Here is a 23,871-nt window from a genome sequence, read left to right as displayed (position 1 = left end):
CGCACCGGTCTCGGTGGCGGCGCAAGACCGCGGACTTAAATATATTTGGGCATACAACCAACGCACTGCCCGGCCGGAGGAAATTGTCGGCCACTTCGACTGGGACATCTTCACCCCCGAAGAAGCAGCGCATGTCACTGCCATCAAGCACCGTGTACTTAAAGAGAATATCGAGCTTCGCGAACAGATGTGGTTTAACCGTCCGGGCGAACGGATATTTCTTGATGTCTGCTGGGAGCCGATTCACGATCAGTCCGGCCGGGTGATCGGCGTTGCATCCGCCACTGTGGATCTGACGCCGATCAAGCTGGCGGAAGAAGCCCTGAAAGCCTCTCTTGCCGAAAAGGAAGTGCTGCTCAAGGAAATCCACCACCGCGTGAAAAACAACATGCAGGTTATCTCCAGCCTGGTGGACCTGCAAGCCGACGAAGTCAAAGATTCCGCGATGCGCGCTATCTTTCAGGATGTCATTTACCGCGTGCGTTCCATGGCCATGGTGCATGAGAAGCTTTACCAGTCATCAGACCTGGCCCAGGTGGATTTTGCCGATTACGCCCAAAGCCTTTTGGTGTACCTGTGGCGCGCACAAAGCCCGGTGGCGTCCGCCATCCAGCTCGATCTGGACTTGAAACCGGTATCGCTTTCGGTGAACGCTGCGGTGCCCTGCGGGTTGATCCTGAATGAACTGTTCAGTAATGCGCTAAAGCATGCCTTTCCTGGACGCGGGAGCGGCAAGGTGATGGTAGCGCTTGATGAAGATGGGGGAGGAAAAATTCGCCTGCGTGTGTGCGACGACGGCGTCGGACTTCCTTCGGGCCTGGATTGGGAAAAATCACACTCCCTGGGTTTGCGCATCATCCGGACACTCGCCAGGCAACTGAATGCCAAGGTTGAGGTCAGCAATGTCCAGGGCACACAATTTACGATTTTATTTAAAAGATAAGCGTTGAATATGAGTAAAACTTCGATTCTGATCGTTGAAGACGAGGGTATCGTCGCTGAAAACCTGAGCAGCAAGCTCGAGCAGCTGGGCTACGCAGTTGCGGGGACGGCCGCCACAAGCATAGAGGCCATCGAAGTGGCCTTAAGACTGCGGCCGCAGCTCATCTTGATGGACATTCAGTTAAATGGGCAAGATGACGGCATCCAGGCCGCCGAAACAATCCGAGCGAAGTACGATGTGCCGGTGATCTATCTCACCGCCCATTCAGATCCGGCCACACTGTCGCGGGCCAAGCTCACCGGACCGTTCGGCTATATTTTAAAGCCTTTCGAGATGCGCGATCTGGCTACCCAAATTGATTTGGCCCTTTACAAACATCAGGCCGATATGCAGGTGCAAGAGCAGCGCGAGTGGCTGCGCGTCACCCTGACCAGCATCGGCGATGCAGTCATCGCGACCGATGCCCAAGAGCATATCACCTTCATGAATCCCGTGGCCGAATCCCTGATCGGTTTGAAAGTCGAAGAGGCTATAAACCAACCCCTTTCGCAGGTGTTTCGCATTATCAACAAACAGACCGGCCAATCGATGGAAGACCCTGTCGCCTGCGTGCTGCGCGAATGCCGCACCATACCTTTGGCCAATCACACGGCGCTGGTGACCAAAGACGGCTGCATCGTGCCCATTGAGGATAGCGCATCGCCAATTCTGGATGCAAAGGGCAGGGTCATCGGCGCAGTGCTCGTTTTTCATGATGTTACTGAAAAGCGCCGTACCGAAGAGGCCCTCAAGCACAGTCGGCTGCTCATGTCCGAGGCTGAAAGGCTGTCGCATACCGGGGCCTGGGAGTGGGATCTTATTTCTGACCGATGGACTTTTTCCGATGAATGGCTTTCTATTCACGGATGCCCCAGCCGCACCCTGACTCCCGATGAACTTATTTCCATCGCCCATCCCGAGGATCGGGCCGTCGTCGAGCAGGCATTTGCCAATGTGCGCAAGGGCAAAGCACCCTATGATCTCGAGCATCGAATCGTGCGCCTGGACAATGGCAAGGAGCGCATCATCCATGGCCATGGGCGCTGTATCACCGATGCTGAGGGCAGGCCTGCCAAAGTTTATGGGTTTGCCCAGGATATCACCGAGCGCAAACAGGCTGAGCAAGCCCGGTTGGCGAGCGAGCAGCGTTTCCATGATCTTTTTACCAATATGAATGAAGGCTTTGCGTTGGGCCAGGCGCTTTTGGACACCAACGGTGGCGCGTGCGATTTTTGCTTTCTGGTGATGAACGAAGCTTTCGAGCAGCAGTCCGGACTTTCGAGGCAGATCATCGGCCGTCCGATGACCGAGGTTCTGCCCAATTTAGAACAAAATTGGATAGACACTTACTGCGGGGTGGCCATCACAGGAGAGTCGGTCCATTTTCAAAATTACAACCAGGACACGGGCAGGCACTATGACGTCATGTGCTACAGCCCGTCGAAAGGTAGCTTTGCCATTCTGTTTCTGGACATCACTGAGCAGGTGAAAAATGAACAGCTCTTGCGCCAGATGAATGAAAGACTCCAGCAACAGACTGAGGCGCTGCAGGCGCAGTCCAAGGATCTAAGCGCTGCCAATAAAAAGCTTCAGCGTGCACACGGGCTTATCGAAGGTATCACCCGGGGCACCAGCGACCTGATCGCCGCCCAGGACAAGGATTTCCGTTACATTTATTTCAACGAGGCCTACCGGCGCGAATTCACAAAGCTTTGGGGGCTTGAAATAGAGATCGGGACCAATATGGCCGAAGCGCTGTCCCCCTGGCCAGAAGACCAGCGTAAGGCCTGTGATCTTTGGGGCCGTGCGCTGCAGGGAGAATCCTTCGGCATAACGGAGAAATTCGGCCCGGAACCGGAGAACCAGGTCTACCAGCTGCAGTTCAACCCTATATACGACGCCCAAGGTCTGCAGATTGGCGCGGCCCATATCAACCGCAATGTGACCGAACAGGTGCGCGTGCAGGAGGCGCTGCGTAAAAATATCTCTGAACGCGAGAAAGCAGAAGAGAAGCTGCGGAATTTAAATGAAACCCTGGAGCAAAAGGTCACCGAACGAACCCTTCTGGCGGAAAACAGGTCCAGACAGCTTCAAGCCCTGGCGGCGGAGCTAATCGAGGCCGAAGAGCGCGAGCGGCGACGGATTGCCGACCTTCTGCATGACGATCTGCAGCAGATGCTGGCAGCCGCCAGGATGCAGTTGGAATCAGCCTGCCAAAGCCAACCCAATGAACCGAACCTGACAAACGTAAAACAACTGCTTGAAGAATCCATTTTAAAATCGCGCCGGTTGTCACACGAACTTTCCCCACCGGTGCTGCAGCACTCGAATTTGACCGCCGCACTTCAATGGATAAGCCGATATTTCAGCGAGCACTTCGGGCTGCAGGTTGAGCTCCAATTAGAGGAAGCGCATCATCTTGAAGGTGACCAGAACAAGGTGTTTCTGTTCCGCGCTGTGCAGGAGTTGCTCTTCAATGTTGTCAAACATTCTGGGGTGAAAAGAGCTGGCATCACCTTTTCCACCTCAAATGGCTGTCTTGCGGTTATCGTGAGCGATCAGGGCCGAGGGTTCAATCCAGATCTGCTTGATTCCGCAACTGCGTCCGCCGGGTTGGGTTTATTGAGTCTGCGCGAGCGTGCCCGCTACATCGGAGGCAGCCTTGCCATTGAAAGCGCTCCCGGGCTGGGCAGCCGCTTCACGTTGTCCGTTCCTCTCGACTTGTCAAAAACAGACAAAGCTCAGCGGCCTGATGCGAACCTGCAGCCGATAGCATTGACTGAGGGCATCTGCAGGGTTGAGTCAGGCACCACACGGGTGTTATTCGTCGATGATCACAAGGTGATGCGTCAGGGACTGATCAATTTGATCGGCACCCAGCCGGGCATCCATGTGGCGGGAGAGGCGTCCAATGGAAAGGAAGCCATCGACCGGGTGCGGCAACTGAAACCGGATGTGGTCGTGATGGACGTTTCCATGCCGGAGATGGATGGCATCGAGGCCACCCGCCATATCAAGGCTCAATGGCCGGAAGTGCGGGTGATCGCACTTTCAATGGTCGAAGACGAGCATGTGTCCCGGACGATGCGCGAGGCGGGCGCCGAGGCCTTTGTGAGCAAAACGGCCTCCTCGGCTGAACTGCTCAAGGCCATCTTCGGAAGTAATAGGAAACAATCAGAACAATAAAGTTATTCGCATGCGTCACTGAATCTGGAAAACCGGCCAGTTGAAAAACGAAAACATCGGCAGGCTATTTGGGCTGAGCTATTCAGGGGTCAGTCACGCGGTAAAATCAGCAAAACGCAAACTATCAAAAAACAAAAAATTCCAGGCTAAGTTCTATCAACTTGATTCACCATTCAAGCTTTTACCCTGAACATTAGCATCTTTCGCGGCAACTCCCTGCCGACTTCCGCTTTTTTCGGCATGGCGGCCGCTCTGGCTCTATTTCCGTTCACGCGCATACGTGCTTTTTCTGATATGGCCCCGGCCGCCAGGCAATTGCTCAAGGCTTTCCAGGATTCATCCAAAGGCCTTTTGATCATCGGGATTCTTCTGGCCGTTGCCCAGATCATGGTTGCCATGATCAACATGACCGGGCTGGGCATTACCTTTTCTTCGATGGTGATCATCATCGGCGGTGACAATACTTATCTGATCGCCTTCATTGTCGCCTGCGTGTGCATGCTCATGGGCATGGGGATTCCCACGACGGCCGCCTACGTGCTGGTGGCCGCAGCACTTGCTCCGGCGCTCATCAAAATCGGTATCGCGCCGATCGTCGCGCATCTGTTTGTGTTCTATTATGCCACCTTGTCCGTCATCACCCCTCCCGTGTGTATCGCCGTTTTCGTCGGCGCGGGCATCGCGGAGACAAAATGGACGGCGGCTGCAAAGTATGCGCTCAAGCTGGGCGCGGTCACCTATGTCATTCCGTTTTTATTCATCATCTATCCCGGAATGCTCGCCCAGGCCGGGTTCGAGGCGTTTTTGCGGGCCGCTTTCTCCGGGGTTATCTTCATATTCTCTTTCGCCAATCTGTTCGGCGGCTTAAGGGTATCTCGATTCCGTGCGCTGGATGGGATGCTCTGGGTGGTGGTAGCCATTCTGGCCATCCTTCCCGGGCTATGGACCTCCATGGCGGCTTTGGCGATCACTGTCGGCTTATACTTGGCCAAACGGTTTCAATGCCTGCAGGTCAGAACGTCTTTTTAATGCAAAACCTATCTGGAGGTCTCGATGAGCAGTTCCCCAAGGAGTAATGGCGCCCTTTACGGCATCCGCGTGTTGGATCTGTCAAGGGTCTTGGCCGGGCCTTTCTGTAAACTCTTATCGGGTGACATGGGGCTGAAATTATCAAGATCGAGGTTCCCGGGCAAGGGGATGACTCGCGCAAATACCCACCGTTCATCGGCAGCGAGAGCGCCTACTTCATGAACCTCAACCGCAATAAAAAGAGCCTTGTTCTGAACCTGAAGGATCCGCGCGCGAAAGCGCTCTTCCTTGATCTCGTTAAACGGTCCGATGTCGTTTTAGAGAACTTCAGACCGGGCACCATGGAAAAACTGGGCATCGGCCATGAAACCCTGAAGCAGCTCAACCCCCGGCAACCGATATGAATTCATCTATCCCTACGACACCTTTCAGGCCAAGAACGGATGGGTCATCATTGCCGTGGGGAACAACAAATTGTGGGAAGTATTCTGCAACGCCATAGGCCGGAGCGAACTTCTATCCGACGGTACGCTCAAGGACAACTATGACCGGGTCAAAAAACATGCCGAGGTGAAGCAGTTTGTCGAAGCGTGGACCAGAAATAGGGAAGTTAAGGAGATCGTTGATTTTTTGCAGGCCAAACAGATTCCCTGCGCCCCGCTTTACAATGTCAAGGACGTCGTCGAAGATACGTATACCCAATACGCATTCAATATCAACAACGCTTCGTGCGCTAATCAAGGTTTAACCCCTTTATCTCCTATCATTTTTAGCCATAAACCTATGTATTTTCTTGTGTGCTTTTTTTTATAACCAACATTGATGGATTTTGTCACAATTTCCTTGCATCCTCATAGTATCCTTCCCAACCGTCCTACATCAAACAATATAAAGATTATGTCGATTGGTTTGTTTGTTGCATCTAATCAAAATCGAAGCGACATTTACCAATGGAGGACAATATGGGGCCTATGGTAGTTTTCAATGCATTCTTACCAGTAATCTTGATTTCCATGCTCGGCGTTGCCTTCATATGCTTTTTCAAATCACCCTGGTTCAAGGGTTTCGCCGGAGAGATAATGGTTCACATCTCCGCCAGGATCCACCTGAACAGGGATAAATACCATGTCCTTAGAAATGTCACGCTGCCCACCACCGGCGGAACGACCCAGGTTGATCATATCATCGTCTCGGAATACGGCGTGTTCGTCATCGAGACCAAGAATATGAAGGGGTGGATCTTTGGCGGCGCCCATAAGAGAACGTGGACCCAGAAAATATTCAAGCATAAGAAGAAATTTCAAAACCCGCTCCACCAGAACTACAAACACGTAGAAACCTTGAAAGCATTGCTGGAATTGAATGACCGGCAAATTTTCTCGGTTGTCGTTTTTGTGGGCAACAGTACTTTCAAGACCGAAATGCCTGAAAATGTCACCAACGGTACTGAACTGATCAAATACATCAAGTCCAAAGACCAGCGTGTGTTATTCGATGCCGATGTTCAAATGATTCTATCAAAGATTGAAGCGGAGCGCCTGGTGCCATCGAGAGAAATGAACAAGGCACATAGCGAGCATGTCAAAGAAATTGTAAAGGAAAAGCAGAGCAGCCCTTGCATTCCCAAATGCAGAATGACCGCAGCTGCTTCATCGAGTGATGACGGGTGGATCCTGGAATTTGAAACCGAACCGGCGTTTACGGATTCATGGCAAAACAGATCGTGGCGATTTGACGACACCGAACCCACATTTCAGGACAGCGCCGTTCAGTGATACAGCCCTAAAATCCTGATGTAATCTTTCAAGGAAACCTTAATGCCCAAAATATCCAGACGGGAAGTGCCCGCGTAAACAAAAAAGCCGTCTGAGGAGCCGTCAACTCCCCAAGCGGCATTTAGCAGGTTTTGCAACCTATTGATTTTTTGGTGATCCCAGCGGGATTCGAACCCGCGTTACCGGCGTGAGAGGCCGACGTCCTAACCACTAGACGATGGGACCATTAAAAAAACAGTGGCTTGATTATAGAAAAGATGCATCTTTGTCAAATAGAATTTGCCTCCGGCAAATCCATTTTGATTGGAACCACTCGATTTGACGTCAATCCACCGGGGCATCGGCGGCAGGACGCTTGCCTCTTCTGAAACCAAAAACGAAATAAACCAGCACACCGATAAAGGGCAGCATGGCCACGACGAAGGCCCACAGCGCTTTCATCTGGATGGAACCAAAGTCCTTGCGGGCGATGTCTAAAATGGCCACGCAGGTGATCAGGAAAAACACGACGGCGGTGAGAACCACGAACATGCCGGTGCTCATGATGGATCAGCCTTTCAATTTATCCGCGATATCGAGAATGGTGTTCACATAATACTTGCTGTGGTTGTAGTGGTAAACAACCTTGAAGGCCTGCTCCCGGGTGATGCCCGGTTTCCAGCCGTAATGCTTCAGGTAGCTGGCAACGCTGGAAATGGCGTCGGCATGGACAAACAGATCCACCTGACCGTCGGCGTTGCCATCTTTGGCGTAAGGAGCGATGTTGCTGGGCATGAACTGGGAGATCCCCATGGCACCGGCATAGGAGCCCTTGATGGTGGTTGGGTCCATGCCTTCCTTTTCCGTGTAGGCCAGAAATGCTTTGAGTTCACGGTAGGCCCAACTGGCTTTCTGATCCGCTTTTTTTTCAAAATCCTGACGTGACATGCGCCGGTCATCATCGGGCAGGTTGTCCCAGATCGTCTGGCGGGGCTGTTCGTCGGTCATGGCGGACAGGGTGGACAGGGTGTTGATCACCGATTTGTTGCCTGTATAGGCGCCCAGCTTGGTTTCCACCAGAATGATGGCGGTAATCACTTCCTTATCCACACCGAAGGCGCCCTCGGCGAGCGCCAGCGCCTCACGGTGCTCCATGAGGTAAGACTTGGCCGCTGTGATATTCAACGCTTGTGTGAACTGCTGGTAGTTCAGCGTGGCCTCGTTGTGCATGAAATATGCACTGACGCCGCCCTCCTCGAAGGATACAGCAGGGCTGGCGAAGATCTCCTGGATACGGGCGCTGTCGAAGCCGTCTTCAATCAGGCGCTTGGTCAGTGCCTGGAAGGGTCCCGGTGAATCGGCGGCACAGGCTGGCCCAACCAGCCCTGCCAGCAAAACAATCAGGATGGCAATTCCACAGCTCCTGAAGCGTCCGTGGGCGGTCTGCAAAGTGTCGTCGCGTATCACCATTGATCTCCTTAAGTAGTTCCGGATTTTTTAAGCCGGCGGCTTCCCGCGGCAAATCAATCCCATTGCCCCTGTTCGAACCGGCGCCGTCAGAGAGCGACCGATTCCCGTTGCCGATGTGAAAAGCCGGTCAGATACCGATAGCCGGCTTCTTTGAGCAGATCACGAGCCTTATCGAAATCCCTGCCCACCGTTTCGGGGGAGTGGGCATCGGAGCCGGTCACCACGGGAATCCGAAGCTGGGCACACCGGTCGAGCAGCGGCGGTGATGGGAAAGCCTCCCTCACCGGATAGCTAAGCCCGCTGGTGTTCAATTCCACGGCCAGGTTCTTTGCCCCGATCTTTTCCAGAAGGTTCAGAAACCCGTCCACCGCAAATGCCGATGGGTGCCGGCTGTATTTTTTCGGCAGATCGAAATGGCATACCACGTCAAAGTAATCATAATCCAGCATTGATTCCATTACATCCAGATACTTCGCGTAGATTTCGTCGGCGTTGCGTTCGCCGCACCCCCAGGCCGATTGCCGCGTAACCACATCTTCACCGTCGAGAAAATGGACGGAACTGCCCACCACATCCAGATCGAACGCGTTGACGACCTCCCGGCAGCGGTCCACATGCGCCGGTGAAAAGTCGATCTCCAGTCCAACACGGACGCTGATCTGGTCCCGGTACTGCCGGTCCAGCCGGCGGGCCGCATTCACATACATGGGCACTTCCCACGGAAACATGGCATTATAGCGCCCGACCTCCTGGAACGTCAGGTGGTCAAGAAAACAGATCGTGGTCAGGCCCTTGGTAATCGCCGCCCGGACATACTGTTCCATGCTGCCGGTGGCGTGGTTGCAAAGGCTGGTGTGGACGTGGTAGTCGATCATGGATATAATGCAGGCTCCTTTTCCGTCATTATTTGACACGCAGGCGGCTCCCGTGTCAAATCAATAGCCGGAATGGCTCCCTGCCTTTGCACGCAGGCAAAACGGCCGGCAGCGATTTCCAATTTTTAATCTGAGACAACATCCTAACCGCACAATCCAGACCGAATAATAAGCACGGACAATCGAAATGGCCCGAAAACCTGTAAAAACACTGTTTGCCTGCCAATCATGCGGCTATGAATCCGCCAAATGGATGGGCCGCTGCACCGAATGCGGCGCCTGGGACACCTTTGCCGAAGAGGTCAGGCAGCCGCCGGCGGCCGCCCATATGGTCATGAATCACAAGGGCGACCGCCCGGTTCCAATCGACGCCGTCGAAATCATCGACGAAGAACGGATGTCCACCGGCATCGCCGAATTCGACCGGGTGCTGGGCGGGGGGCTGGTGGCCGGCACCCTGGTGTTGATCGGCGGGGACCCAGGCATCGGCAAATCCACAATTATGCTCCAGGCCCTGTACGGCATCGCCACCAGCGGCCGCAAGGTCCTGTACGTTTCCGGTGAAGAATCGGTGCGCCAACTGCGTCTGCGCAGCCGCAGGCTGCAGACTGCATCGCCCAACCTGCTGGTGGTATCGGAGATCGACATCGATGCGATCATGGCCATGGTGTCAAGCGAAGCGCCTGATGTATTGGTGGTTGATTCCATTCAGACCATGTTCAGCCCGGAGATCACATCGGCCCCGGGCAGCGTAAGTCAGGTGCGGGAGTCGACCATGCGGCTGATGCTCATGGCCAAACGGACCGGCGTTCCGACCTTCCTTGTGGGCCACGTGACCAAGGAGGGTGCCATTGCCGGACCCCGGCTGCTGGAACACATGGTGGATACGGTGCTCTATTTCGAAGGCGACCGCAACCACGTTTTCCGCATCCTGCGGGCAGTGAAGAACCGCTTCGGCTCCACCAACGAGATCGGCGTCTTCGAAATGAAAGAGAATGGATTGTGCCAGGTGGGCAACCCCTCGGCCGTATTCCTTTCCGAACGCCCCGAGAATGCACCCGGCTCCGTGGTGACGGCCAGCATGGAAGGCACCCGCCCCATCCTGGTGGAACTTCAGGCACTGGCCTCAAGCACCAGCTTCGGTACGCCGCGGCGGACCATTCTGGGTCTTGACCAGAACCGGGTGGCCCTGCTGGTCGCGGTCATGGAAAAGCAGCTGGGCATGCACCTGATGGGCCACGACATTTTCATGAATGTGGCCGGCGGAGTCAAGATCATGGAACCGGCCGTCGACATGGGCATCGTCTCGGCCATCGCCTCCAGTTTCCTGGACCGGCCCATTCGCAAGGACACCATGGTGATGGGCGAAGTCGGACTGGCCGGCGAGGTGCGGGCCGTGAGCAATGTGGAAATCCGCATCTCCGAAGGCCGCAAAATGGGATTCACCCGCATCCTGGCCCCTGCGGGCAGCCTCAAGCGGATGCAGCGGCCCGATGACATCACCCTGGAAGGGGTGGCGAACGTGGCCGCCGCCGTGGCGCTGCTTTTCTGACAACACACTCATTATATTGAGTATTGAGATCGCTCTACCCCAGCGGTTTGTCTTGACTTGAACAGGACGAAAAGATATGAAGCGATCGTCCCGCAACAAGAACCCGTGGGCGGATCACTATACCCGCCAGGCCAAAAAGGACAACTTTGCGGCCCGCTCGGTTTACAAGCTTCAGGAGATCCAGAAAAAGCACCGCATTCTGCACCGGGGTGCATATATTCTGGACCTGGGTTGTGCACCGGGATCGTGGCTGCAGTTTGCCGCCCGGGAAGTGGGTCCCGAGGGCCGGCTGGTGGGTGTCGACCTGACCCCGGTCGCCATGGGGCTTCCGGAGAACGCAGCGGTGATCGTCGGTGACGTGGCCGACCTGGAGGGCCGCCTGGTTGCGCTGGGGCAGACTCGATTCGACGTGGTGCTCAGCGACATGGCACCGGCCACCACGGGCAATCGGCACGTGGACGAAGCCCGCTCCGTGAGGCTTTGCGAAGCAGCCCTGACCATTGCCGACAAAACCCTGATACCCGGGGGCAGCTTTGTTTGCAAGATCTTTCAGGGAAACGGTTTCAAGGCCTTTGCCGATGCCGTCAAAGCGCGCTTTGACCGTCAGACGGCGTTCAGGCCCCAGAGCACGCGAAAAGCCAGCCGGGAGGTATTTGTGATTGGGCTAAACAAAAAATAACAGGAGGTTTGCATGTCAGGACATAACAAATGGTCTTCCATCAAGCACCGCAAAGGCGCCCAGGACGCCAGACGGGGGAAGATCTTTACCAAACTGATCAAGGAAATCACAGTGGCCGCACGTGCGGGCGGGGGTGACCTGGACGCCAACCCGCGGCTGCGCACTGCCGTGGCGGCGGCCAAAACGGAAAACATGCCCAAGGACAACATCGAACGGGCCATAAAAAAAGGTACCGGCGAACTGGAGGGAGTCAGCTACGAAGAGAGTTCCTATGAAGGCTACGGGCCGGGCGGCGCAGCCATCCTGGTGGAATCACTGACCGACAACAAGAACCGCGCCGTGGCCGAAATCCGCCACATCTTCAACAAATACGGCGGCAACATGGGCGAAAACGGATGTGTGGCCTGGATGTTCGACCACAAAGGTTATTTCAATGTGGCCAAGGCCGCCATCAGTGAAGAAAAGTTGATGGAGGTGGCTCTGGAGGCCGGCGCCGAAGATGTTCGTGAAGACGAAGACAGCTTTGAGGTCATCACCGCACCCGAGGACTTCGATGCAGTCAAAGACGCCCTTGCGGGTGCGGGCATTCCCTTCAGCGACGCCGAAGTGACCATGCTGCCCCAGACCCTCAACCCCCTGACAGGCGCAGAGGCCGAACGTATGCTTAAGCTCATGGACGCCATGGAAGACTGCGACGATGTCCAGAAAGTCCATACCAACGCAGACATTCCTGATGACATTGTCGATGCCATGTAAGGCGGCATGATAATGCTTCCAAAAAACGCCCGGCAACCATATGGACGCGGTTGCCGGGCGTTTTCTATTTCCGGCGGCCCCAACCGCTTTATCTTGAAAGATCGAGCATCCGGGTCACTGCGGCCAGCGCCGGTAGGCGGGTGTTTTCAGGCACCTTCACCACGCCGGTCATTTTCTCCAGGCAGGCGGCCACGTCCGACAAGCCGATGCGTTTCATATTGCGGCAGATCATCTTCTCGGACGCCGGATAAAAGGTTTTGTCTGGATTCTGCTTACGGAGGGGATGCAGCAGCCCGGTTTCCGTGCCGACAATGAACGCCTGATGGGTTGACTGGTGCGCGAAGCGCAGCATGCCCGACGTGCTTTCCACCACATCCGCCAGGGCCAGCACCTCCGGCCGGCATTCCGGGTGGGCCATGAAGATGGCTTCGGGATAGTCGGCTTTGGCCTTGGCGGCATCGGCGGCCGTCAGCCACTCGTGGGTGGGGCAGTACCCATCCCACACGTGGATGGTTTTATCTGTTTTTGACGCCGCGTACATGGCCAGATTGCGGTCAGGAGCCAGCAGCATCTCTTTTTCCGGCAGGCTGTTGACCACCTTGACCACGTTGGCCGAGGTGCAGCAGATGGTCGACAGGGCCTTGACTTCAGCCGTGGAGTTAACATAGGTGACCACCGGCATGGGGGGCAGGGCGGCTTTCCTGGCTTCCAGCGATTCGGCGCTGATCATGTCGGCCATCAGGCAGCCGGCATCGTGGCGCGGCAGCAGCACGATCTTGTCCGGGGAGAGAATCGAGGCGGTTTCGGCCATGAAATGGACCCCGCAGAAGACGATCACATCCGCATCGGTATCCGCGGCCCGGATGCTGAGTTCCAGGGAATCCCCGCAAAGATCAGCCAAGTCCTGAATCTCTGGGGGCTGATAGTTGTGCGCCAGCATAATGGCGTTTTTTTCTTTGAGCAGGGCTCTTATTTTCGCTTGCATGATCGGGTCCTTTCGAAAGGATGCTCGGTGGTGCGGGAAACCAGTTCCGTTTGCTCACTGGTTCATCTGCAGCACGTCGGCACCATCCGGCACGTCGAAACGGAAAAGCGATTCCTGCGGCGGGTTGTCGAAATCGACGTTTTTCAGAACAATGCGGGTTTCGTCACCGTACACGTTGAAGGTGGTGATCTGGATCAGGTCGAAACTCCTTTTGGCAATATCCAGCTGCACTTCCATAAGATCCACCGAGGATCTGTTGGGCACCAGCCTGAGACGATAGCGCTTGGGGTCCGTGGCCGGCTCCAGGGAGACCTGAAATGACCGCCGTATCATCTTGATGTTGGAAAGAAAGCCGGCGCCCTTGCCCTCTCCGAAAAAAGAGGGGGCCTTTCCCACCAGCACCTGGTTTTCCTGGGGTCGGTAGACCCACAGGTCATTGCCGTCGGTAATGATGGTCTGGGGGTCCGGCACCAGATATTCCCAGCGCATCCTGCCCGGCTGCCGGACCATCAGCCTGCCGGATGCCGTGTCGGTAACCGCCATGGCTTTAAGGATGGATTCCTGGTCGAAATCGGCTGTAAATCCCGCGACATTGTAGCGGTTTTCCAGGCCGGCGATAATTGCATCGATGGTCTTGTCGGCTTCCGACGCCGATACCGCCAACGCCGGCGTACAAACGATTGTCATGACGAAAATGGCCATGGTGATGGCAATGGATTTGCGGCCATTGGTTTGCAAGCGGTCCATAGCGCCCCTTTCCTTTTCCTGGCATGGCGCCGGCGGCGCCTGATAAGCGATAGCCTGAGTATCCCATTTCTTCCAGTTTGTAAACATATTGGGTTGGCGGCCGCTTCAGCGCAACAACAAATCCATGGCTGCGGTGGGATTTTCCAGATCCGTGACCTCCCGCAGCGGTTCTTCCGTGGGCAGATCGATGGCTTCGGTTTTACCGAAAACGCCGAAGCAGACCCGATCGATCAGACGCATGTCTCGCATCAGCGCGTCACAGGCAGCATGGGGGGTGCGCACACCCTGAAGCATAAGGGTTTCCATGTTGGAATGGCGCAGCAGGGTTTGAAAGCGCCTGGCCTGCCCAAGGTTGCGGAACAGGGTCTGTTTGTGTGCGATCAACAGGGCGTAGGCATCGCCAGGTTCGCATGTATTATCCAGAATGGACAGCACCAGGTCAAGGCAGGCCAGGAAGTCGGAATCGTTGTCAGCCATGCGTTCAAAAAAGCGGGCCAGGAAATCCTGTCGTCCCGATTCCAGCCGCAGCCCAGCATTTCTGAGCCGCACCTTGACAATAACCCGCCGCGCCGCCGATATCCACTTTTCGATGGCCGCCGCCACCCGGGGATCCATCTGCCAGGCAATGTTCAGCCGCGTCAGGTATTGGGACCGGATGAAATCGGGCACCGGGATGCGGGCCAGTTGTCTGCCGTCGGGCATGCAGATCTGGGCGCTGATCCCCGGAGCCATCAGACGGCCATGCAATGCCTTTTGATCATCGATTGAAAAGCGGGCCAGCTCCAGCAGCGGCTCCAGGTCGATCTGGACCGCCTGGTCCGGATAAAAAATCAGGTCCAGCAGGCTGTCCCGTTCGCTGTTAGTGTCCGCTTTCAGGAAAGCGGCCAGCCGGTCGGGCTCAGGGGGGAAAAGCGTCGCGTGGATGTAGTCAAGGATGGCGTCGGTCAGGCGCCCCCCATGTTTCAACGCGGTGACAATGTGATCGAGAAGCGTGGACTGAAGGTCATTGATTGGCTGGATCATCGGGGGAATATAGCATCAGCTTGGCACGATTGTCGAGGTTGAGGACTCGGGAAAGCGCGTCAAAGCTCCCCTTGAGGAGGTCCATGTCACCGACAACTGAATCCAGCCGGTTTTCAACGACGGCCAGTTCAATCCGTTTGACCATGTCGTGGATATTCATGATACCCAGGTTGCCAGCGGCGCCTTTGATGGTGTGTGCACTGCGAGCCGCCTGCTGCACATCACCCATATCGATCGCGCCTTTCAGGCGATGGAAATCCGCCATGCCGGTTTCCAGAAACAGCTCAGCCAGTTCGCGGTATTCATGTTCGTCAAACCCGATCTTTTCTCCCAATGCTTTTAAATTCATGCGGCCTCCTTATTGAAAACATTCTTTTCGATGATCGCAAATACCGCTTCCCGCTTGATCGGCTTGGTGATGTAGTCGTTCATACCCGCCTCCAGGCACATTTCCCGGTCACCTTTCATGGCATGAGCAGTCATGGCAATGATGGGCACGCGGTGAAATCCTTTTTGCCGGATCGTCCGCGTAGCCTCCTTGCCATCCATTACTGGCATCTGCACATCCATGAAGATCAGATCAAAGGCATCCGGCGTGGCCGTGTACCGTTTCACGGCTTCAACCCCGTTGCCGGCGACCTCAACCAGGTACCCCGCCTTTCCCAGCATGAGCTTGGCCAGCTTCTGGTTGACCGGGTTATCCTCCACCAGAAGGATCCGAACTGAATGTTTCAGATCCTCCCTTACCGAATACTGCGTGTGAATCTTCTCTTTATGGTCGGTTTGGGCGGCAGTTGCCCCCTGGTGGTCCCGAAGCACCCGCCCAATCATTTGAAACAGTTTTTCCCGGCGGACGGGTTTGCTTAAGTATCCGTTGAAACCAGCTTTTTCGCATCGCAGCGCGTCCCGTTCCAGCGAACTGGAAAGGGCGATCAGGGGCATCCTCGAAAAATCGGCATCCGACCATCGAATTTGGGCCGCCACGGCAAATCCGTCGGTATTCGGCATGCAGATGTCCGAAATGCACAGGTGCCAGGGAGCACCTTGCTCCACGGCCGCCTGGAGCATCGGCAGCACGGCATCCCCCCGGTGAACCACAGTGGCGGTCATGCCCGCGGAACTTAAGATCTGCTGCAGAATCTGGGCATTGGCCACGTTGTCATCCACCACCAGCACCCGCAGTCCTTTGAGGGAAACAGATGCCAGCCCATGAACCTGTTTTTCTTCGCATTTGGCCAACCAGGCGGTAAAATGGAAGGTGCTGCCTTCTCCGGGTCGGCTTTCCACCCAGACGTCACCGTCCATCAAATTAGAGATCTGCCGGCAAATTGAAAGTCCCAGACCGGTTCCGCCATATTTGCGTGTGGTCGAACCGTCGGCCTGCTGGAAGGGTTCGAAGATGACCGCATGCTTGTCTGCGGGGATGCCAATGCCCGTATCTCGAATGGCCGTGTGCAGTTTGAAGGCTTCCGATGTCTCCTCCGCCAGACGCATGGAAAGTTCGATTTCACCCGTTTCGGTGAATTTGGGCGCATTGCCCAGCAGGTTGGTGATGACCTGGCGGAACCGCAGGGGATCGCCCTTGACCATAGCCGGCATGTGGTCATCTATCCGACAGAGCAGTTCCACAGGACGGTTGCCAATTTTTGGCCGGATCAAATCGCAGACATCATAGGCCAGCAGCTCCGGGTCAAAGGCGATATTTTCAAAATCGAGTTCACCGGACTCGATCTTCGAGAAGTCGAGGATGTCGTTGATCAAAGAGAGCAGGGCTATACCACTGCGTTTGATGGTCTGGGTATAATCCGCCTGTACGTCGCTCAGCTCGGTATCCAGCAGCAGGTCGGTAAATCCGATCACACCGTTCATGGGTGTACGGATTTCATGGCTCATATTGGCCAGAAATTGGCTCTTGGCCATATTGGCGCTTTCGGCGGCTTCCTTTGCCTTTTTCAACTCCTCTTCGGCCATTTTGCGTTCGGTAATGTCCTCTACGGTCCCGGTATACCGCCCCCCGGCATCGGAGAACACAGGCTCAAAGTGAACATGCACCCATCTGAGATTCCCGTCGGGGCGAACGATTCGGCAGTCCATGGAAAAGGTGCCCATTCCCTTCAGGGCATGCCCCCATTTTTGGGATACCGTTGGGCAGTCGTCGGCATGCACGAATTCACGCCAGTCTCGGGTCAGGCTTTGCACCAGGCTCAGGCCGAAAATCTCTTGGTAGCTGGTATTGGTGTATTGGCAGCTGCCTTTGGCATCAATCTCGAAGACGCCGAAGTGGATGGTTTCTGAAATCAAACGGAAGCGCTCTTCACTGCCGTGAATAACGACCTGCGCTTTGCGATAGCGCTTGTTTTCCTCTTCCAGAACCTTGTTTTTTTTTACCAGTTCCAGAATGGTCGCTGCTCCGGGCATCGGAATCGGTCCCATCTTCAGGCGCTTCTATTGAAAGGGTATTGCATCTGCCGAAAGGGGATCTATTTCACCGGTCAGACGGCAACTGTTCTTTTGAACCCAACGGGCTGAAATCAATTGGCGCTCTGTTTCAGTCGGTGAGATCTATATCGGCAGGCAATCTAGGGACTTTAGTTTTTCAGCGCCCTACTGGCGGTTCCCATGGCCAGGGGCGCGACATCGTTCAAGAAAGACGGAGAATATACCCGCTTCGTGAAAAAAACCGCTGTGCGCGCGACGCGTTCATCAACAATAGATATCCGCCTGGTGTGGGGACCTGATTGGGTCATTAAAGGGGCAGGTTGTATTTTTTGAGCTTTTCCCGCAAGGTCTTGCGCGTAATTCCCAATCGTCTGGCCGCCTCGCTTTTGTTGCCGTCGGCTGATGCCAGGGTATTGATGATGGCTTCCCGCTCGATTTGTTCCAGGGGAATATCGGCCGGAGAAGCGCCGCCGGATAAAGCGGCATCGACTTCGTGCCCGTTCGCGGCCAGTGAGGCGAAATCGCGCTCGTCCAGGCAGGCTGATTTAGCCAGCACCACCGCCCGCTCGATGGTGTTCATCAGTTCACGAACATTTCCCGGCCACGCGTGGCGGATCAACAGATCCATGGCCCGCGGGGAGAACCATTCCACCGATTTGCGGTTTTTTTCGGCAAACCGCGTCAGAAAATAGGCCGCCAGCAGGGGGATGTCTTCCCGGCGCGCCCTCAGGGGCGGCGTTTTCAGCTCGACGACATTCAACCGATAGTAAAGGTCTTCCCTGAAGGCGCCGGCCTTGACCATCTGCGCCAGGTCCTGGTTGGTGGCCACGATGAGACGGACATCCACGGAAATCAGCTGCTCACCGCCCACGCGGGTCAGTTCGCGTTCCTGAAGCACACGCAGCAGCTTCACCTGCATGGAAACAGGCATCTCTCCGACTTCGTCCAGGAACAGGCTGCCCCCGTCGGCCTGGACAAAACGCCCCTCCTTGCGGCGGTCCGCACCGGTGAAGGCCCCCTTCTCATGGCCAAAAAGCTCCGATTCCAGCAGGGTCTCGGTAATGGCGGCACAATTCACTTTGATAAATGGGCCGTTTTTTCTCGGGCTGTTGTGATGGATGGCCGCGGCCACCAGCTCCTTGCCCGTCCCCGATTCGCCGGTCACCATCACCGTGGCCTCGGAAACAGCCACCTGCCCCACGGTCTCCATCAGGCGCATCATGGCCGGACTGCTGCCGATAACATCCGCTGACTGGTAGCCGCCTGCCAGCTGTTGTTTGAGCTGGCGGTTCTCCGTTTTGAGACGGATATGCTCCAGAGCCCGTTGAAGGGTCAAGCGAAGCTTGTCAAAATCCAGGGGTTTAATCAGATAATCGTAAGCGCCCTTCTTGAGCGCATCCACCGCCATCTCCACGGATGCGTATGCAGTCATCAGCACAATGGGAATAACAGGGTTGATCGTCTTGATCTGCTCCAGCGCCTCGATGCCCGATACGCGGACCATGCGGATATCCATCAGTACCAGATCGACGGGCTGATCCTGGACGGCGGCAATGGCCGCCTCACCGTCATCCGCATCCACAATATCATACCCCCATCCGCCCACCAGGGTCCGCAGCATGGTTCGGTGGGCGATATCGTCATCCACAACCAATACCCGATACAATTCCGGCATCATACCTCCTGGACAGCGGGCAGGGTGATCTCGACCGTGGTGCCCGCACCGGTTTGACTGGCCACCACTATGTCACCCTGGTGTGCCTTGACAATGTTGTGTACGATGGCAAGCCCCAACCCGGTCCCGGTTTTCTTGGTGGAAAAATAAGGTTCGAAAATGTGGAATTGGTCCCGGGGATCTATACCCGTGCCCGTGTCGATGACCTGTATAACGACGCTGCCGTTCCCATCGCTGGACACCCGGACCGTCAGGCGACCGCCGGCGGTCATGGCATCCAGGGCGTTGAGCAGGAGATTGAGCATCACCTGGTTCATTTTATCGGCGTCCATAACGGCGCAAATACGTTCATCAGCCATGTCCAGGGCCATACTGACGCCGGCTTGACGGCTCTGACGATCCACTAGCCTGAAGCTGTCCTGGAAAAACGGCTTTAACGCCACCTCTTGAAAATGGAGTCGGATCGGCCGGGAAAATTCAAGCAACTGCCCCACCACCCGATTGAGTCGGTCAACTTCCTGGATCATGATGCCGGCGATCTCCTGATCCCGATCACTATCGCGGTATTTTTCCTTGAAATAGGTGGCAAACCCCTTGATCGAACTCAAAGGATTGCGGATCTCGTGGGCCACGCCGGCGGCCAGGCGGCCCACCAACGCCAGTCTGCGGTTCCTTTCCAACTCTTGGTGGAGTGCGCGAAGCTCGGTGAGGTCCTTGAACAGAATCACCTGACCGAAGCTTTCGCCGTTTTCGTCGGTCAGGGTGGCGGCACTCACATCCATGGGGATCAGACGGCCGTCGGCGAGCGGACAGAGCACTTCCTTTTCCACCAGACGGCGATCATCGGTCAGGCTGTCTGCCAGTATCGCCGGGATAACCGCTCTGGCGGTGGTGCCGATCACTCCGGCGGCTCGGATTCCCAGTGTGGCTTCGGCGACCGAATTCAGGGCGGTCACCCGGTCATCCCGATCCAGGGCCACCAGACCGATGGGCATTCGCGACACCAGGTTGTCGGAAAAGGCCTTTTCCCTGGCCAGGGAGACGCGGGTGGACCGGTAGTTCTGCGCCAGGAAAAGCAGCAGCACGCCGGCGCACCCCACCAGCAGCAGCACCACGGCCATCACCACGGTATGCCTTGCATCGGCGGCATGGGCCGCATCGACGGCATCGGTTCGAAATCCCACGAAAATAACCATGGGCGCAACCTCCCGATCGGGAGAAGACATGTCCCCCATGCGCATCATATCGCCGTGCATGGGTCTATTCGGACGTTTGGCCATTGGCGCAAATTTGCCGAAGACCTCGAAGACCGCCTCACCATCCGGGACCACAGTCCGCCGCCATGCCGGCGCAGTGGCCCTGTAGATGAACTCGAGATCCAGATCGGTGCCATAACGGCTTCCCAGCCGATCCATCTGGTTATGGGCAATCACCGTACCATCGATGTCGACCACCAGCAGATGGGCAATGTCCGGCTGGGCTGCGGTTTCGATCAGCAACCGCTGGAGTTGGAACCCGCTGCCGTGGCCGCCACGCATACCCATTCGCGTGCCGGCTTCAAAGGATCGGATCAGGGCGGCGCCCTTTTCCATCATCAGGCGAATACGCTGCTGCTTTTGACGGTTAATGGTTTCCAGCGTCATCCAAGCTACGAGGGGCAGCATCACCAGAACCGCACCAAGGATGATCCACGGCGAAAAACCCGAGAGGAATATTCTGAATTTATCTTTGTCCATGATCATCCCAACCCAATGAATACAAGATAGCTGCCAGGCTGTCCGATTTTCTATGAGACCGGGCCGGTCCTGTTCGATTTTCAGCCCGCTCCCCATGGCGGTGCAACGATTGCTGACCCAAGCTGGAACCTTTTTACCCGGTTCGACGATCCGGCCTGGTTACTTTCGACCCACCCTGACCCGCTGCTGAACCCGGCAACAGATCCCCCACGGACTTGAACTTATAATTTTAATTATTATATTTAAAAGGTTACGACGTTCTCGGTCAAAAATCAAATGGATTTGGCATCGACATTGCTGAAGTAAGTTGTCGATAATGACAAGCGGATTTCAGTTCACCAGACCCGACATTTTCTAAAACACGAAAGGAGTTCATCATGAAAACAAAAAACCTGCGCAACGGAATGATCACTCTGGCGGCCATAGCCGTCATGGCCGTTGGGGCAACCGCCTTTGCGGGCAAAGGAATGGGCAGTCAGAACGACGGACGGGGATACGGGGGCAGCGGCGACCAGCACCGCCGGGGGGGATGCGCGTGTGGCCAGATGAACGCGGATCTCACACCGGAGCAGCGCGAGCAGATCGAGGCTGAACGCCAGGCATTTTTCAATGCTACCAAGAGTGAACGTCAGGATCTTTATGCCAAAAAGCTGGAGCTGCGCGCCGAGATGGCCAAACGTCAACCGGACCTGCAGAAAGCATCCGCCATGCAGAAAGCGGTTTCTGATCTGCAGGGAAGTCTGGATCAGAAACGCCTGAACCACATCATGGCCATGCGCAAAATCAATCCCGATGCCGGCAGAGAATTCATGCGGGGAGGACAAGGCATGAGCCACCATGGCATGGGTCGGGGCATGGGAGATGGACCGGGCAACTGCCCAAACCAGTAAATCCGTCTATCAAATACCGATGCGCCGGGAGTGCTCCGATCCACCCGGCGCATTTTTCTCCTGACCATAGACCCCTGCGGAAATTATCCCCAAATCACGAAACCGCGCAGCACCTGATCGCATCTCTTTGGGTTGGATTCCCTGAAGAAAACCTGATATGTCCACTTCAGCCTTGAAGGCGCATGGGACCGGCCGCCAACACTCCGAATCCCATATTCTGGACATCCTCAGTCGTTCATGCGGTACTCCCCTTTAAGGGCGTAGACGTGCTTTTCCCAGATCCGGTTGAAACGGTCCGGATCGACCGTCGGTTTTTTTATCATCCGCATGCAAAGGGCCATCTGTTTGTCCGTACTGCCGGTCTTGCTGTAGAGCTGGAGGACGAACTTGGAGAAATCCCGGATCATGAAATCGAAAATTTGATCCATCAATTCGTCCGGCACTGCGTCGGTGGCGGCTTTTTCGATGAGCAGCTGGCCGTATGCAACCAGGCTGAACAGCTCGCCCAGATTGAGCAGGAAGTCGATATCCTTGATCTGATGCTTGTCCGGTGGGGCCGTCATCAGCAATTCCACCAGCAGGGCGATCTGCTGCCTGAATATGCGGATGTTTGGAAGGTCGAGACTGTTGAATGCAATATTGTAGTCGTGGAACTGAATTTTACCCAGCCCCCTGGTCGGCCCCTGCTTGAACAGAAAATCGTCATTGACCGCTGCGTCGACTTTGCCGATCTCCGGGAACTGGCCGGGATTGAAAAAATAGTTGGCCATAAATTTGACGATCAGGGCCATGTTGACGTGGACGGTGCCTTCCAGTTTGGGAAGGGCGCGAATGTCCCGGGCCGCCATCTCGAAATAGGTGTCCTTTTCAAAACCCTTGGCCGCGATCACGTCCCACAGCAGGTTGATCACCTCCTCACCCTGGGTGGTTACCTTCATCTTCACAAGGGGGTTGTAGAGCAGGTAGCGCCGATCATCGGTCGACGCGCTGCGCATGTAGTCCGCCGCCCGCGAAGCAAACATGCGCATGGCACACAGCCGGGTGTAGGCATCCACGAACAGCTGGCGGATATGCGGAAAATCGGTCACGTAATGGTTGAACAGAAACCGACCGGCGGCGTGGTCGATCGCTTCGTAGAAGGCGTGGGTGCATATGCCGATGGAAGCCCAGCCCAAATTATACTTGCCCACATTAATCGTGTTCAGGGAGGAGTCCCAAGCCTCGCTGCCCGTAGTGAGGATGTCGTCGTCAGTCAAGGGGTATCCATGCAGATTGTACTCGGAGACGTACATCTGGGAGTTGACTACATTCTGAACACATTCGTAGCTTTCGTGTTTGGACTCCACCACGAAAAAGACATATTCGTCGGTTTCCGAATTCTTGGCAAAGGTTGCGACCAGGGCCGCTTCGTTGCCGTTGCCGATGTAGTATTTTCCGCCATCGGCCCGGTACTGGCCATCACCCAGGGGGGTCAGGGCCATGTCGCTGGCATACAGGTCCGCGCCGTGTTCTTTTTCCGACAGGCCGAAGGCGAAAATCCCGCCTTCCGCCAGCAGTTGGGCCGTCTTCTGTTTGACCGCTTCGTTCTTTCCCATCCAGATCGGTCCCAATCCCAAAATGGTCACCTGCCAGGTGTACCAGTGGGCCAGGCTATAGAATCCGAGGATTTCATTGAAGTCCATGTTGCGAAAGGTGTCCCACCGGCAGCCCTCGGCGCCGTAGGGGGTCGGGGTCAACAAGGTGGAGAAGATGGCTTCCTTTTTGATGAACCGCAGAAAATCGTCGTACCAGACCCGTTCATGGTCGTCTGCCTTGAGCCGCTTTTTGCCCTTGGTTTCGAAGAAATCAATGGTCTTGCGCATGATTTCCCTGGATCGTGCGTCCAGGTGGCCGAACTGGGCCTTTTTGGGATTAAAAAGCATCCGCAACCCTCCTATTTTTCTGTTTACCGCCCCGATCGGGCCGTGCAAGCGGTGGATCGACCAGCCCGCACCGGTTATGTTGGCAATGTTAACATCATCCCCCTATCCCAGAAAAACCGGTGCTGTCAATGGCGGACTGGTCAAACAGGCGGCCAGCTGTTATTTTAATTG

At 55.7% G+C, this 23,871-nt stretch carries 21 protein-coding genes and 1 tRNA gene; 10 read left to right on the top strand and 12 right to left on the bottom strand.

Translation table 11 applies throughout. The features are described from left to right. The 6 genes from R6V78_RS09420 to R6V78_RS09395 all read left to right on the top strand — a co-directional run. Positions 1–943: sensor histidine kinase (locus tag R6V78_RS09420; protein ID WP_410289096.1), on the top strand; the 943-nt coding region annotated here is incomplete at its 5' end. 9 nt (positions 944–952) lie between these two features. Further along, positions 953–4,168, top strand: coding sequence for a response regulator (locus R6V78_RS09415; RefSeq protein WP_410289095.1), 3,216 nt, complete (start codon positions 953–955; stop codon positions 4,166–4,168). Positions 4,169–4,339: 171 nt separating this feature from the next. Further along, a complete protein-coding gene (locus R6V78_RS09410) occupies positions 4,340–5,197 on the top strand; it encodes a TRAP transporter large permease subunit (protein ID WP_410289099.1) in 858 nt (285 codons plus the stop codon). A gap of 137 nt (positions 5,198–5,334) precedes the next feature. Next, positions 5,335–5,601 carry a CoA transferase gene (locus tag R6V78_RS09405; RefSeq protein ID WP_410289098.1) on the top strand — a complete coding sequence of 89 codons (267 nt, stop codon included), beginning with the start codon at positions 5,335–5,337 and terminating at the stop codon, positions 5,599–5,601. A 4-nt stretch (positions 5,602–5,605) separates the two neighbouring features. Beyond that, positions 5,606–6,010, top strand: a complete 405-nt coding sequence (locus R6V78_RS09400; protein ID WP_410289097.1) for a CoA transferase — start codon at positions 5,606–5,608, stop codon at positions 6,008–6,010. A 137-nt stretch (positions 6,011–6,147) separates the two neighbouring features. Further along, positions 6,148–6,972 carry a nuclease-related domain-containing protein gene (locus R6V78_RS09395; protein ID WP_410289094.1) on the top strand — a complete coding sequence of 275 codons (825 nt, stop codon included), beginning with the start codon at positions 6,148–6,150 and terminating at the stop codon, positions 6,970–6,972. Positions 6,973–7,122: 150 nt separating this feature from the next. On the opposite strand, the gene R6V78_RS09390 is transcribed toward R6V78_RS09395, so the two are convergent. From R6V78_RS09390 to R6V78_RS09375, 4 genes are all read right to left on the bottom strand, one after another. Continuing rightward, positions 7,123–7,197, bottom strand: a tRNA-Glu gene (locus R6V78_RS09390). A gap of 99 nt (positions 7,198–7,296) precedes the next feature. Further along, positions 7,297–7,515 (bottom strand): PLDc N-terminal domain-containing protein, encoded by a 219-nt coding sequence (locus R6V78_RS09385; RefSeq protein WP_410289093.1) that lies wholly within the window; start codon positions 7,513–7,515, stop codon positions 7,297–7,299. Positions 7,516–7,521: 6 nt separating this feature from the next. Continuing rightward, positions 7,522–8,421, bottom strand: coding sequence for a lytic murein transglycosylase (locus R6V78_RS09380; protein WP_410289092.1), 900 nt, complete (start codon positions 8,419–8,421; stop codon positions 7,522–7,524). An 86-nt stretch (positions 8,422–8,507) separates the two neighbouring features. Next, the gene (locus tag R6V78_RS09375; protein ID WP_410289091.1) at positions 8,508–9,296 is read right to left on the bottom strand and encodes a histidinol-phosphatase; all 789 of its coding nucleotides are present in this window, start codon (positions 9,294–9,296) and stop codon (positions 8,508–8,510) included. A 187-nt stretch (positions 9,297–9,483) separates the two neighbouring features. Between R6V78_RS09375 and radA the strand changes: the two genes are divergently transcribed. The 3 genes from radA (at position 9,484) to R6V78_RS09360 (ending at position 12,283) form a co-directional block, all read left to right on the top strand. Beyond that, positions 9,484–10,848: a DNA repair protein RadA gene (radA, locus tag R6V78_RS09370; RefSeq protein ID WP_410289090.1), complete on the top strand. Its 1,365-nt coding sequence runs from the start codon at positions 9,484–9,486 to the stop codon at positions 10,846–10,848. Positions 10,849–10,924: 76 nt separating this feature from the next. Continuing rightward, the gene (locus R6V78_RS09365) at positions 10,925–11,527 is read left to right on the top strand and encodes an RlmE family RNA methyltransferase (protein WP_410289089.1); all 603 of its coding nucleotides are present in this window, start codon (positions 10,925–10,927) and stop codon (positions 11,525–11,527) included. Positions 11,528–11,539: 12 nt separating this feature from the next. Next, a complete protein-coding gene (locus R6V78_RS09360) occupies positions 11,540–12,283 on the top strand; it encodes a YebC/PmpR family DNA-binding transcriptional regulator (RefSeq protein ID WP_410289088.1) in 744 nt (247 codons plus the stop codon). Positions 12,284–12,371: 88 nt separating this feature from the next. Here the strand turns inward: R6V78_RS09360 and nadA are convergent, their stop codons facing one another. The 7 genes from nadA to R6V78_RS09325 form a co-directional block, all read right to left on the bottom strand. Further along, positions 12,372–13,268, bottom strand: a complete 897-nt coding sequence (gene nadA / locus R6V78_RS09355; RefSeq protein ID WP_410289087.1) for a quinolinate synthase NadA — start codon at positions 13,266–13,268, stop codon at positions 12,372–12,374. A gap of 54 nt (positions 13,269–13,322) precedes the next feature. Then, entirely contained in the window at positions 13,323–14,015 is a 693-nt protein-coding gene (locus R6V78_RS09350) for a LolA family protein (RefSeq protein ID WP_410289086.1), read from the bottom strand. Between the two features lie 105 nt (positions 14,016–14,120). Continuing rightward, positions 14,121–15,038 carry a hypothetical protein gene (locus R6V78_RS09345; RefSeq protein ID WP_410289085.1) on the bottom strand — a complete coding sequence of 306 codons (918 nt, stop codon included), beginning with the start codon at positions 15,036–15,038 and terminating at the stop codon, positions 14,121–14,123. Beyond that, positions 15,019–15,387, bottom strand: coding sequence for an Hpt domain-containing protein (locus R6V78_RS09340; RefSeq protein ID WP_410289084.1), 369 nt, complete (start codon positions 15,385–15,387; stop codon positions 15,019–15,021). The genes R6V78_RS09345 and R6V78_RS09340 overlap by 20 nt, the downstream gene beginning before the upstream one ends. After that, positions 15,384–17,471: a response regulator gene (locus tag R6V78_RS09335; protein ID WP_410289083.1), complete on the bottom strand. Its 2,088-nt coding sequence runs from the start codon at positions 17,469–17,471 to the stop codon at positions 15,384–15,386. The genes R6V78_RS09340 and R6V78_RS09335 overlap by 4 nt, the downstream gene beginning before the upstream one ends. A gap of 313 nt (positions 17,472–17,784) precedes the next feature. Continuing rightward, entirely contained in the window at positions 17,785–19,152 is a 1,368-nt protein-coding gene (locus R6V78_RS09330) for a sigma-54-dependent transcriptional regulator (RefSeq protein WP_410289082.1), read from the bottom strand. After that, on the bottom strand, positions 19,152–20,888 hold the full coding sequence (locus tag R6V78_RS09325; protein WP_410289081.1) for an ATP-binding protein: 1,737 nt from the start codon (positions 20,886–20,888) through the stop codon (positions 19,152–19,154). Before R6V78_RS09325 ends, R6V78_RS09330 begins: the two co-directional genes overlap by 1 nt. 377 nt (positions 20,889–21,265) lie before the next feature. Here R6V78_RS09325 and R6V78_RS09320 point away from each other — a divergent pair, with 377 nt between their 5' ends. Beyond that, on the top strand, positions 21,266–21,778 hold the full coding sequence (locus R6V78_RS09320) for a Spy/CpxP family protein refolding chaperone (protein ID WP_410289080.1): 513 nt from the start codon (positions 21,266–21,268) through the stop codon (positions 21,776–21,778). A 227-nt stretch (positions 21,779–22,005) separates the two neighbouring features. Here the strand turns inward: R6V78_RS09320 and R6V78_RS09315 are convergent, their stop codons facing one another. After that, entirely contained in the window at positions 22,006–23,700 is a 1,695-nt protein-coding gene (locus tag R6V78_RS09315; RefSeq protein WP_410289079.1) for an acyl-CoA dehydrogenase, read from the bottom strand. Positions 23,701–23,871: the final 171 nt, after the last annotated feature.

It is taken from the genome of Desulfosarcina sp., from assembly GCF_046496365.1.
GTDB lineage: Bacteria > Desulfobacterota > Desulfobacteria > Desulfobacterales > Desulfosarcinaceae > Desulfosarcina.
This window is presented reverse-complemented; position numbering and strand designations above follow the sequence as displayed.